Source organism: Bradyrhizobium sp. MV1.5 (genome assembly GCF_055807615.1).
In genome coordinates this window covers 106,809-119,254 of record NZ_JBVVPL010000023.1, presented here as the reverse complement: position 1 = coordinate 119,254, position 12,446 = coordinate 106,809, and the positions used below count along the sequence as shown (strand labels likewise).

8 protein-coding genes are annotated in these 12,446 nt (G+C 65.5%); 7 read left to right on the top strand and 1 reads right to left on the bottom strand.

The features are described from left to right. Positions 1–97 precede the first annotated feature (97 nt). Positions 98–790 carry a 3-oxo-tetronate 4-phosphate decarboxylase gene (otnC, locus tag AC0L2J_RS21730; protein WP_063993166.1) on the bottom strand — a complete coding sequence of 231 codons (693 nt, stop codon included), beginning with the start codon at positions 788–790 and terminating at the stop codon, positions 98–100. A 103-nt stretch (positions 791–893) separates the two neighbouring features. On the opposite strand from otnC, the gene ltnD reads away from it, so the two are divergent. The 7 genes from ltnD (at position 894) to AC0L2J_RS21695 (ending at position 12,244) form a co-directional block, all read left to right on the top strand. Next, entirely contained in the window at positions 894–1,811 is a 918-nt protein-coding gene (ltnD, locus tag AC0L2J_RS21725; protein WP_007607965.1) for an L-threonate dehydrogenase, read from the top strand. Positions 1,812–1,825: 14 nt separating this feature from the next. After that, positions 1,826–2,608 carry a 2-oxo-tetronate isomerase gene (gene otnI, locus AC0L2J_RS21720; RefSeq protein WP_473394115.1) on the top strand — a complete coding sequence of 261 codons (783 nt, stop codon included), beginning with the start codon at positions 1,826–1,828 and terminating at the stop codon, positions 2,606–2,608. After that, positions 2,605–3,894, top strand: a complete 1,290-nt coding sequence (gene otnK / locus AC0L2J_RS21715; RefSeq protein ID WP_473394111.1) for a 3-oxo-tetronate kinase — start codon at positions 2,605–2,607, stop codon at positions 3,892–3,894. Before otnI ends, otnK begins: the two co-directional genes overlap by 4 nt. A gap of 167 nt (positions 3,895–4,061) precedes the next feature. Next, positions 4,062–5,753, top strand: a complete 1,692-nt coding sequence (locus AC0L2J_RS21710; RefSeq protein WP_473394107.1) for a methyl-accepting chemotaxis protein — start codon at positions 4,062–4,064, stop codon at positions 5,751–5,753. 262 nt (positions 5,754–6,015) lie between these two features. Then, on the top strand, positions 6,016–7,710 hold the full coding sequence (locus AC0L2J_RS21705; protein ID WP_473394103.1) for a methyl-accepting chemotaxis protein: 1,695 nt from the start codon (positions 6,016–6,018) through the stop codon (positions 7,708–7,710). A gap of 165 nt (positions 7,711–7,875) precedes the next feature. Then, positions 7,876–11,055, top strand: coding sequence for an efflux RND transporter permease subunit (locus AC0L2J_RS21700; protein WP_473394099.1), 3,180 nt, complete (start codon positions 7,876–7,878; stop codon positions 11,053–11,055). Further along, entirely contained in the window at positions 11,042–12,244 is a 1,203-nt protein-coding gene (locus AC0L2J_RS21695) for an efflux RND transporter periplasmic adaptor subunit (RefSeq protein ID WP_473394095.1), read from the top strand. The genes AC0L2J_RS21700 and AC0L2J_RS21695 overlap by 14 nt, the downstream gene beginning before the upstream one ends. Positions 12,245–12,446 lie beyond the last annotated feature (202 nt).

Genomic DNA, 12,446 nt, shown 5'->3' with positions numbered 1-12,446 from the left:
GCGGCGCTCGCGCGGCGCGCCTCGTTTCCCCGCCCGCGCCTCGCCGCCTCGGCTCCGCCGCCCCGGGGGCTTTGCCGCCCCCGCCGCCACTCGCACCTCAGGATGACGGCGGTGTGTGGGGTTCGTGCCCGTGCTCCGGCAGCGTCAGCCCAAACACCTTCACCAGATCCGTCACCTGCTCCGGCGACAAATACCGCGGGTTCATTCCGCGCAGCAGCAGATACAGCTTCGCCGTCTCCTCCAGCTCCTCCGTCGCGAACACCGCCGCTTCCAGCGTGTCGCCCGCGACGACGGGGCCGTGATTGGCGAGCAGCACGGATGAGTACTTCCCCGCCAGCCCCCTGATCGCATCGGCGACCGCGGGATCGCCAGGGCGGTAATAAGGCACGAGCGCGGTGGCGCCGCATTTCATCAGATAATAGGCCGTCATCGGCGGCAGCGCGGCGCGCGGATCGATCTCCGGCAGCATCGACAGCGCGACCGAATGGGTAGAATGCAGATGCACGATCGCCCTTGCGCTTCCGCGCGTGGCGTAGAGCGCATTGTGCAGCGGAACTTCCTTGGTCGGCGCATCGCCGGAAACCAGCCGGCCCTGATCGTCCAGCCGCGACAGCTTTGCGGGATCGAGGAAGCCGAGCGAGGCATTGGTCGGCGTCACCAGCCAGCCTCCGCCGTCCAGCCTGACGCTGATATTGCCGGAGGAGCCGGGCGTCAGCCCACGCTCGAACAGGGACCGTCCGAAGCGGCAGATATCCTCACGCAGCAATGTCTCGTTGCTCATGGCCGTCATGGCCGTTTGTCTCACGCTTTGGCAGCGCGGCCAAGCCGTGTTATTCGGTTGCCAAGCTGCCGCAAAGGGCGGCCCTCCGGGAAACGTCGCAAGGATCAGTTGCATGTCCGCCTCCACGTCACAGAATCAGCGCATCGCCGTCATCGGGCTCGGCTCGATGGGGTTTGGCATGGCGACCTCGCTGAAGCGCGCCGGTCATGTCGTCACCGGCTGCGACGTCTCGGCTGATGCGGTCGCGCGCTTCGTGACGGAGGGCGGCGCGGGCGCCAAGACGCCGGCCGAAGCTGCCAGGGGCGCCGACATCGTCGTCAGCGTCGTCGTCAATGCCGCGCAGACCGAGACCATCCTGTTCGGCAAGGACGGCGTCGCCGAAGCCATGGCCAAGGACAGCGTCTTCCTGTCGTCGGCGACGATGGATCCCGACGTGGCGCGGCGTCTCGCCAGGCAGTTGGAGGCGACGGGCCGGCACTATCTGGATGCGCCGATCTCCGGCGGGGCGCAGCGCGCAGCGCAGGGCGAGCTGACGATCCTCGCCTCCGGCAGCCCGGCTGCGTTCGAGAAAGCGCGGCCCGCGCTCGATGCCATGGCCGCAAAACTCTACGAGCTTGGCGATGCCGCAGGCCAGGGCGCCGCCTTCAAGATGATCAACCAGTTGCTCGCCGGCGTGCATATCGCCGCCGCCAGCGAGGCGATCGCATTCGCGGCCAAGCAGGGGCTCGACATCCGCAAGGTCTATGAGGTGATCACGGCGTCCGCCGGAAACTCCTGGATGTTCGAGAACCGCATGCCGCACGTGCTCGACGGCGATTACACGCCGCGCAGTGCGGTCGAGATCTTCGTCAAGGATCTCGGCATCATCCAGGACATGGCGCGCAGTGCCAGATTCCCGGTTCCGGTCTCCGCCGCAGCACTTCAGATGTTCTTGATGACATCAGCCGCCGGCATGGGCCGCGACGACGATGCGTCGGTGGCGCGGATGTATGCGCAGGTCACCGGCGTGAAGCTGCCCGGCGACAAGTAGACAAGAGGATTCCCATGCCCCGTTTTGCCGCCAATCTCTCGATGATGTTCACCGAGGTGCCGTTCCTCGACCGCTTCGACGCCGCTGCGGCAGCCGGCTTCACGGCTGTCGAGTTTCTCTTTCCCTATGAGCATCCGGCCGAGGCGGTCGGCGAGCGGCTCAAGCGCAACGGCTTGACGCAGGCGCTGTTCAACCTGCCGCCGGGCGACTGGGATGCCGGCGAGAAGGGCTTTGCGGCGCTCCCGTCGCGATTCCCCGAGCTGAAGGCGAGCCTGGAGACCGCGCTGCCCTACGCCAAGGCGACCGGCGTCAAGCGGCTGCATTTGATGGCAGGCATCGCCAATCGCGGCGAGCGCGTCGCCATCGAGGGGTTCTACAAATCGGTGGCGTGGGCCGCCGAGTTCTTTGCGCCGCACGGCATCGACATCGTGCTCGAGCCGATCAATGCGCGCAACGTGCCCGGCTATTTCCTCAACGATTTCGGATTCGCGCGCGACCTGATCCAGGAGCTGCGGCTTCCGAACCTGAAACTCCAGTTCGACATCTATCACTGCCAGATCATCCATGGCGACGTCACCATGCGGCTGCGCGAGATGATGCCGGTGATCGGCCACATCCAGATCGCCAGCATCCCCTCGCGGAACGAGCCTGACGGCGAGGAGCTGAACTATCCGTTCCTGTTCGACGAGCTCGACCGGCTCGGCTATGCCGGCTTCGTCGGCTGCGAATATAATCCGCGCGGCAAGACCACCGACGGCCTTGCCTGGTTCAGGCCTTATGCGGGAGTGAAGCCGTGACTCTTGCAGCGAAAATATCTCTTGGCTGCATTGCCGACGACTACACCGGCGCCTCCGACCTCGCCAACACGCTGACGCGCGCGGGCCTGCGCACGGTGCAGACCATCGGCATACCCGCCGATGATCTGGCACTGCCCGAGATCGACGCCGTCGTGGTGTCCTTGAAGAGCCGCTCGATCGAGGCCGGCCTTGCCGTGTCGCGCTCGCGCGCGGCCGAGACATGGCTGCGCGGCCGCGGCGCAAGCCACGTGCTGTTCAAGATCTGCTCGACCTTCGATTCCACGGATGCCGGCAATATCGGCCCGGTGATGGACGCGCTGCGCGCCGATTGCGGCGAGGCGGCCGTGCTGGTGACGCCGGCCTTCCCGGAGACCGGCCGCACCGTCTACCAGGGCAATCTGTTCGTGGGCGCCGTGCCACTGAACGAGAGCCCGCTGAAGGACCATCCACTCAACCCGATGCACGATTCCAACCTGGTGCGCGTGCTGGCGCGCCAGAGCAGGACGCAAATCGGCCTGGTCGACCTCGCCACCGTTACCCGCGGCGCGGATGCCGTGCGGGCGCGGCTCGCCGAACTCGTGGGCAAGGGCATTGGCGCGGCGATCATCGATGCCGTGTTCGATCGCGACCTCGAGACCATCGGTCTTGTGGCCGCCGACCATCGGTTGTCGGTCGGCGCCTCCGGCCTGGGGCTTGGGCTGGCGCGGGCGCTGGTGTCGACAGGCAAGATCACATCGAGCGCGGCGAGCAGCGAGGCGGGGGTAGCGGTCGGCGGACCGGCGGCGTGCCTGGCTGGAAGCTGCTCGCAGGCGACGCTCCAGCAGATCGCCAATGCCGAGCGGGTCATGCCGGTGCTGCATCTCGATCCGGACCGTACTACTACGGACAAGGACGAGGCGCAGCGCGCGCTGGCCTGGGCGAAGCCGCGACTGGCGGACGGTCCGGTCCTGATCACATCGAGCTCGACGCCGGATCAGGTCGCCGCGCTCCAGGCGCGCCATGGTCGGGACGCAGCGGGTCACGCCATCGAGCAGGCGATGGCCGACATCGCCGAGGGTCTGGTGCAGGCCGGCGTCAAGCGCCTGGTCGTTGCCGGCGGGGAAACATCCGGCGCCGTGGTCGACCGCCTGAAGATCCCCGGATTTCTGGTGGGAGTAGAGATCGCAGCCGGCGTCCCGGTGCTGCGTGCAGTCGGTGCTGAAAAAGGCGACATGTTGCTCGCCTTGAAATCCGGAAACTTCGGCGGCCCGGAGTTTTTCTCCGACGCGCTTGGGCTCATGCGCTGAGCGCAGGGCATTTTTAGCGCCCTGTTCATTTGTTTCGGGCTTCGTACTCGTACGGAGCCGTCGTTAACATCTGCTCAGGTGCTCTCGTGTTGGATGTCGGTGCTGCTCCCTTAGGTTGATTCGTAAAATTCCGGACGCGCTGCCGCGCCAACGCAAAGAGACCGATTATGCTCGCCACCTTTTCCATTCGCGCCAAGATCATCAGTGTCGTGGCGTTCCTGCTGGTCGCGATGGCCGGCATGGGCCTGCTCGCCGTCATGAAGATGCGGTCGATGAATGCCAACACCGTCGACATCACCACGAACTGGATGCCCAGCGTGCGCGTGCTCGGCGAGTTGCGTGCCGGCGTGATCACTTACCGCAACGTCATCCGGGAGCATATGCTGTCGGAAACGCTGGACGAGAAGCTCGCGATGGAAAAGACGCTCGCGACGGTGATCGAGGCCAACACCAAGTTTCGCAAAACTTACGAGGACATGATTACCTCGCCTGAAGAACGGGCACTCTACGGTGAATGGTCGAAGCTCTGGGAGGAGTACAAGAAGGGCACCCAGGAGGTCATGGCGCTGTCGCGCAAGGACGCCAACAAGGTCCCGCACGAAGCGCATGAGCTGAACACGAAGACGGTCAACAAGATCGGGCTTCAGGCCGACGAGGTCCTGAGGAAGGACATCGAGCTGAACACCAAGGGTGGAGACCAGGCAGCTCAGGACGCTGCAGATAGCTACAATCATGCCTTCATGCTGGTCGCGATCATTCTCGGCGCCGCCGTCCTCGTCGGCTCCGGCGTTGGCTTCTACCTCGTCCAGGACGTCTCGAACGGCATCAACTCGATTACCGAACCGATGCAGGCGCTCGGCAAGGGCGACCTTTCCGCAGAGGTTCCGCACCGCGGTGAGAAGACCGAGATCGGCGCCATGGCCGACGTGCTCCAGATCTTCAAGGAAGCGCTGATCGCCAAGAAGGCCGCCGACGAAGCTGCCGCCGCCGATGCCGAAGCCAAGATCGAGCGCGGCCGCCGCGTCGACAACATCACCCGCGAATTCGAAACCATGATCGGCGAGATCGTGCAGACCGTGTCGTCGGCCTCGACCCAGCTGGAGGCCTCGGCCTCGACGCTGACCTCGACCGCCGACCGCTCGCAGCGGCTGGCGACCACGGTTGCCGGTGCTTCGGAGGAAGCCTCGACCAACGTGCAGTCGGTGGCCTCGGCGACCGAGGAGATGGCTTCGTCGGTGAGCGAGATCAGCCGCCAGGTGCAGGAATCGGCGCGGATGGCGGGCGATGCCGTCGGCCAGGCGCGCTCCACCACCGAGCGCGTCAGCGAACTCTCGAAGGCCGCCTCGCGCATCGGCGACGTCGTCGAGCTCATCAACACCATTGCCGGCCAGACCAATTTGTTGGCGCTGAACGCGACCATCGAAGCCGCACGCGCCGGCGAAGCCGGCCGCGGCTTTGCGGTCGTCGCGTCCGAGGTGAAGGCGCTCGCCGAGCAGACCGCGAAGGCGACCGGCGAGATCGGCCAGCAGATCTCCGGCATCCAGGCGGCGACCAACGACTCGGTCGGCGCCATCAAGGAGATCTCGTCGACCATCGAGCGCCTGTCGGAGATCTCGTCGGCGATCGCGGCGGCCGTGGAAGAGCAGGGCGCGGCAACCCAGGAGATCGCCCGCAATGTCCAGCAGGCGGCGCAGGGCACCCAGCAGGTCTCATCCAACATCACCGACGTGCAGCGCGGCGCAACCGAGACCGGCACGGCATCCTCGCAGGTGCTGTCGGCGGCACAGATGCTGTCCAACGACTCGGGCCGGCTCAAGACCGAGGTCAGCAAGTTCCTGACCAACGTTCGCGCGGCGTAGCGACGGCCCACGCGCAGCGCGTAAACCTCGGCGTCAACATCCATCGACCAACGAGCGGCGCCGCAAGCGCCGCTCTTTTTTTTTCGGCGCCGGTAGCCTGATGTCGCCTGCAGGTAGCATCGTGAGGCGGCGCCCGTAATCATACGGGACGCGATTTCATCGATAGTTAATTTCGGCTTAGAAGGATATCGCATGGACCGCCGGCATCGCCGCAGCCCAGATTGGAATCAACTGATGTTTCATCCGGTCTTTGGGGCCCCACATGCGCAAAAATCTTCCCGTCACAGAAATCGAATATCCCGTCAGCGATGAGACCCTCATCGTTTCGAAGACGAACCTGAAGGGCAAGCTCACCTACTTCAACGACGACTTCCTAGCGGCCGCGGGCTTCACATCCGCGGAGCTGATGGGCCAGCCGCACAACATCGTCCGTCACCCGGACATGCCGCCGGAGGCGTTCGACAATCTCTGGGACACGCTGAAGGCCGGCAAGCCGTGGCTCGGCGCGGTGAAGAACCGCCGCAAGAACGGCGATTTCTACTGGGTACTGGCGACGGCATCGCCCATTCGCGAGAACGGCCAGGTCACAGGCTATACCTCGATCCGCACCAAGTTGCCGGCTGACCAGCGCAAGCTGGCCGAAGAGGTCTACGCGGCGATCCGCGAAAAGAAGCCGCATGGTTATCGCGTCGACGCCGGTATCATCCGTCGCCGCTCGCTGCTTGACCATTTTGCGATCTTCACCAGGACGCTGAAGGCACGCCTGGTCACCACGATGGTGCTGCAGCTGCTGTTCGTGCTCGCGCTTGGCATCGGTGGGGCGCTTTCGACCGGCGGTACGACCAGCCTGAGCCTGGCGCTGCTGGCCGTCGCCGGCGCTGTCGTCCTCGGCTTCGCCGGCCTCAAGACCATGCGCGCGATCCAGGGTCCGATGCAGCAGCTCAACGATACCTTGGTCGATCTCGTTCAGGACAAGCTGGACAACCGCATCCTGATCCATCGCGACGACGAGATCGGCGAAGCGCTGCGCAACCTCCAGACTGTGCAGACCATCATCCGCTTCAGCCGCGACGAGGTGCAGGCGGTACAGCGCCGTGCCGAGGGACAGCGCAAGGCCGACATGACAAAGCTTGCCGACGGCTTCGAGGCCGCGGTCGGCGAAATCGTCGAGACCGTGTCCTTGGCGGCGACCGAACTCGAGGCGTCGGCTACGACGCTGACCTCGACCGCCGGTCGGGCGCAGGAATTGGCGACGGTGGTCGCGTCCGCCTCGGAAGAAGCCTCCACCAACGTCCATTCAGTGGCGTCGGCGGCCGAAGAGATGTCCTCCTCGGTGCGTGAGATCAGCCGGCAGGTGCAGGAATCCGCCCGCATCGCCGGGGAGGCCGTCAGCCAGGCGCAATCCACCACCGAGCGGGTCAGCGAATTGTCGCGGGCGGCGTCGCGGATCGGCGACGTCGTCGAGCTCATCAACGCTATCGCCGGGCAGACCAATCTGCTGGCGCTCAATGCGACGATCGAGGCGGCTCGTGCCGGCGAGGCCGGCCGCGGCTTCGCGGTGGTTGCCTCGGAGGTGAAGGCGCTCGCTGAGCAGACGGCCAAGGCCACCGGCGAAATCGGCCAGCAGATCGGCGGCATCCAGACGGCGACGCAGGAATCGGTTGGTGCCATCGGCCAGATCAGCGGCACGATCGCCCGCCTGTCGGAGATCTCCTCGGCGATCGCGGCGGCGGTGGAGCAGCAGGGCGCGGCGACCCAGGAGATCGCCCGCAACGTGCAGCAGGCGGCCCAAGGCACCCAGCAGGTGTCGTCCAATGTCGGCGAGGTTCAGCACGGTGCTTCCGAAACCGGCTCGGCGTCCTCGCAAGTGTTGTCGGCGGCGCAGATGCTGTCGCGCGACTCGAGCCGCCTCAAGCTCGAAGTCGGCAAGTTCCTGGACTCGGTCCGCGCCGCATGAGGCGGCCGCATGGCCGCAGTGCGTGTTCCGCAGTGCGGTAGCAGGGAATTGAAGGCGGGAAACCCGCCGGAGATTAGCGTTTCCGGCGGTGCTCGGGTAAAGGGAGGAAGGGATCCCCGCGGGGGCGGATTCCGTATCCTCGCTTGACCTGGAATTTCCTGGCGAATGATTGCTCTGGTCCGTATTGCCCTGAGCCGGCCCTACACGTTTGTCGTGCTCGCGCTCCTGCTCCTGATCATCGGACCGCTGGCGGCGCTGCGGACGCCGACCGACATCTTTCCGGACATCCGCATCCCCGTGATCGGCGTGGTCTGGCAATACACCGGCTTGCCGCCCGACCAGATGTCGGGCCGCATCACCACGCCGTTCCAGCGCGCGCTGACGACGACGGTCAACGACATCGAGCACATCACCGCCAATTCCTATAACGGCTTTGGCATCATCAAGATTTTCTTCCAGCCGAACGTCGACATCCGCACCGCCAATGCGCAGGTCACCGCGATCTCGCAGACGCTGATCAAGCAGATGCCGCCGGGCGCGACGCCGCCTCTGATCCTGAACTATTCTGCCTCCACCGTGCCGATCGTCCAGGTGGCGCTCTCGGGCGATGGCCTCACCGAGCAGAACCTCGCCGATATCGGCATCAACCAGCTCCGTACGCCGCTGGTCACCGTGCCTGGCGCAGCTATTCCGTATCCGTTCGGCGGCAAGCAGCGCCAGGTCCAGATCGACCTCGACCCGACCGCGCTCCAGGCCCGGGGTCTGTCCGGCCAGGACGTCGCCAACGCGCTCGCGGCCCAGAACCTGATCACGCCGGTCGGCACTCAGAAGATCGGGCAGTTCGAATACATCATCCAGCTCAACAATTCGCCGCTGAAGATCGAGGAGCTCGGCAATCTGCCGATCAAGACCGTCAACGGCGCGATGGTCTATGTGCGCGACGTCGCGACAATCAGGGACGGCAACCCGCCGCAGACCAACATCGTCCATGTCGACGGCAACCGCTCGGTGCTGATGATGGTGCTCAAGGCAGGCGCGACCTCGACGCTCGACATCATCGCAGGCATCAAGCAGAAGGTGATCGACGTCAAGGACCAGCTGCCTGACGCGCTCAAGATCGGCTTCATCGGCGATCAGTCGGTGTTCGTCCGCGGCGCCATCGAAGGTGTCGCGTTCGAAGGCGTGATCGCGGCGCTGCTCACCAGCGTCATGATCCTGCTGTTCCTCGGCAGCTGGCGCTCGACCGTCATCATCGCGGTCTCGATTCCGCTCTCGGTGCTCGGCGCCATCATCATGCTGTCGGCGATCGGCGAGACGCTGAACATCATGACGCTCGGCGGCCTCGCGCTCGCGGTCGGCATTCTCGTCGACGACGCCACCGTCACGATCGAGAACATCAACTACCATCTGGAGCAAGGCAAGCCGGTCGAGCAGTCGATCCTCGACGGCGCCAACCAGATCGTGACGCCGGCCTTCGTCTCGCTGCTCTGCATCTGCATCGTGTTCGTGCCGATGTTCTTCCTCACCGGCGTGGCGCGCTTCCTGTTCGTGCCGATGGCGGAAGCGGTGATGTTCGCGATGATCTGGTCGTTCCTGCTGTCGCGCACGCTGGTGCCGACCATGGCCAACTATTTGTTGCAGGCGCATGTCCACCACGAGGAGGGTCCGCCGAAGTCGCGCAATCCCCTGGTCTGGTTCCAGCGCGGTTTCGAGGCTCGCTTCGAGCGCATTCGCGGTGGCTATCACAATTTCCTCGGGCTCGCGCTCGCGCACCGTCCGGTGTTCGTGATCGGCTTCCTTTGCGTGGTCGGCGCGTCGTTCGCGCTGGTGCCGTTCCTCGGGCGCAACTTCTTCCCCGCGGTCGATGCCGGCAACATTCTGATGCACGTCCGCACCCAGGTCGGCACCCGCGTGGAGGAGACCGCCAACCAGCTCGCCGACGTGCAGAAGGCGATCCGCAAGCTGATCCCGGGCGAGATCGAAACGCTGACCGACAACATCGGCATGCCGATCTCCGGCATCAACATGACCTACAACAACACCGGCGTGATCGGCCCGCAGGATGGCGACATCCAGATCAAACTGAAGGAAGGCCACAAGCCGACGGAGGAGCATGTGCGCGTGCTGCGTGAGCAATTGCCGCGGCTGTTTCCCGGCGTCAGCTTCGCCTTCCTGCCGGCCGACATCGTCAGCCAGATCCTGAACTTCGGCGTGCCGGCGCCGATCGACCTGCAGATCCGCGGCGCCAATCTCAGGGCCAACTTCGCTTATGCCAACAATCTGCTGGCCAGGGTCCGCAGGATTCCCGGTGTCGCGGATGCGCGCATCCAGCAGTCGCCGAACAATCCGACCTTCAACATCGATGTCGACCGCACCCGCGCGCAATATGTCGGCCTGACCGAGCGCGACGTCACCAACAGTCTCGTGGTCAACCTTGCCGGCTCCTCGCAGGTGGCGCCGACCTACTACCTCAATCCTGATAACGGCGTGTCCTATTCGATCGTGATGCAGACGCCGCAATACCAGATGGATTCGCTCAGCGCACTTCAGACGCTGCCGATCACGGCGGCCGGCAATTCGCAGTCGCCGATCCTCGGCGGTATCGCCGACATCAGGCGCTCGACCTCGAGCGCGGTGGTCTCGCAATACGATATCCAGTCGATGGTGCAGATCTTCGCCACGACCTCGGGCCGCGATCTCGGTGCGGTCGCGACCGACATCCGCCAGGTGATCGCCGACACCGCCAAGGAGGTGCCGAAAGGCTCTTCCGTGGTGCTGCTCGGCCAGGTGCAGACCATGAACAGCGCCTTCACCGGCTTGTTGTTCGGCCTGCTCGGCGCGGTCGTCCTGATCTATTTCCTGATCGTCGTGAACTTCCAGTCCTGGTCCGATCCGTTCGTGATCATCACGGCGCTGCCCGCAGCACTCGCCGGAATCGTCTGGATGCTGTTCGCCACCGAGACGACGCTGTCGGTGCCGGCGCTGACCGGCGCCATTATGTGCATGGGCGTTGCCACCGCCAACAGCGTGCTCGTGATCTCGTTCGCCCGCGAGCGCTACGAGGAGCTCGGCGACCCCATCGCCGCGGCGCTCGAAGCCGGCTTCGTCCGGTTCCGCCCGGTGCTGATGACCGCGCTCGCCATGATCATCGGCATGGCGCCGATGGCGCTGGGGCTCGGCGAGGGCGGCGAGCAGAATGCGCCGCTTGGGCGCGCCGTGATCGGCGGCCTGATCTTTGCAACGTTCGCCACGCTGATGTTCGTTCCGGTGGTGTTCAGCATGGTACACAAGAAGCAAGGCGCCAAAGCCGCCGCCTCCCTGGAGACCCCGCATGTTGCCCACTGAACCCCGCTCCCCGGTGTCGCACCGGAAACTGGGCATTTTCTGCGTGGTGGCGCTGATCGCGGCGGGCCTGGTCGTAGGCACCGGCATCCGTGCCCGCGAGGAGCAGGGCTCCAGGCTGAAGGCATGGACCGATGACCAGGCCGTTCCCAGCGTCGCGGTGACGCTGCCCAATGCCAAGGCTGCCAATTCGACCATCGACTTGCCGGGCCGTCTCGAAGCCTATTATCGCGCGCCGATCTTTGCCCGCGTTCCCGGCTATCTCAAAAGCTGGAGCGCCGACATCGGTGCGCGGGTGAAGGCCGGTCAGGTGATCGCCGAGATCGAGGCGCCCGACCTCGACCAGCAATTACTTCAGGCCCGCGCCGACCTCGCCAGCCAGCAGTCCAGCGCCAGGCTGTCGGAAGCCACCCTCAACCGCCGCAAGACGCTGGTCGCTTCCAACTTCGTCTCCGCGCAGGAGATCGACGAGCGTACCGCCGATCTCTCCAACAAGAACGCGGCGGTTCGCTCGGGCCAGGCCAATGTCGAGCGGCTCGAGGCGCTCGCCGGTTACAAGAAGATCACCGCTCCGTTTGACGGTGTGGTTACGGCGCGGGACACCGACGTCGGTGCGCTGATCAATTCGGGCGGCGGCTCGGGCCCGGCGATGTTCGTGGTCTCCGACATCACCAAGCTGCGCGTCTACATCAACGTTCCCCAGAACTACGTGCCCGCGATCAAGATCGGCGCCAAGGCCGCCATCGTACTGCCGGAGTATCCGAACCGGACCTTCCAGGCGACGGTGGAGGCTTCCTCCCAGGCGGTCGACGTCGCCTCCGGCACGACGCGGATGCAACTTGGTCTCGACAATTCCTCAGGCGAGCTGATGCCCGGCGGTTACGCCAGCGTGAAGCTCAGCCTCCAGCGCGACTCCGCGCCGCTCAGCATTCCCGCCAGCGCGCTGATCTTCAACGGCAGCGGCCTGCGCGTCGCAACCGTCGGTCCGGACGACAAGGTCCTGTTCAAGCCGGTGACCATCGCCCGCGATCTCGGCCGCGAGATCGAGCTCGCCTCCGGAATTGCGGCGGACGACCGCGTCATCACGGCACCACCGGACGGCCTCTCCGACGGCGACCAGGTCCGCGTCACCGGCGCCGCCGCCAAGGGCAAGCCTGCGACAGCTTCCGAGAAGCAGGCGCCGAAGGGGTAGTTTTTATCACCTCGCCCCGCTTGCGGGGAGAGGGTCGGGGTGAGGGGGAGTCTCCACAAGGACGGTGAGAGTGGGACTCGCGGAGAGTCCCCCACACCCCGGTAGCCGGGTGGGGGGGGGACGGACCACCCCCCCCCACCGGGGGGGGGGGGGAAAAAAAAACCCGACGCGCCCGCGGGGGGGGGGGGGGGGGCCCGGGGGG

What these genes read in the sequence shown, in the direction of transcription:
- otnI (WP_473394115.1), top strand. Translation starts at nt 1,826, where the DNA reads ATGCCCCGTTTTGCCGCCAATCTCTCGATGATGTTCACCGAGGTGCCG.
- AC0L2J_RS21705 (WP_473394103.1), top strand. Translation starts at nt 6,016, where the DNA reads ATGCGCAAAAATCTTCCCGTCACAGAAATCGAATATCCCGTCAGCGAT.
- AC0L2J_RS21695 (WP_473394095.1), top strand. Translation starts at nt 11,042, where the DNA reads ATGTTGCCCACTGAACCCCGCTCCCCGGTGTCGCACCGGAAACTGGGC.
- ltnD (WP_007607965.1), top strand. Translation starts at nt 894, where the DNA reads ATGTCCGCCTCCACGTCACAGAATCAGCGCATCGCCGTCATCGGGCTC.
- AC0L2J_RS21710 (WP_473394107.1), top strand. Translation starts at nt 4,062, where the DNA reads ATGCTCGCCACCTTTTCCATTCGCGCCAAGATCATCAGTGTCGTGGCG.
- AC0L2J_RS21700 (WP_473394099.1), top strand. Translation starts at nt 7,876, where the DNA reads ATGATTGCTCTGGTCCGTATTGCCCTGAGCCGGCCCTACACGTTTGTC.
- otnC (WP_063993166.1), bottom strand. Translation starts at nt 790, where the DNA reads ATGACGGCCATGAGCAACGAGACATTGCTGCGTGAGGATATCTGCCGC.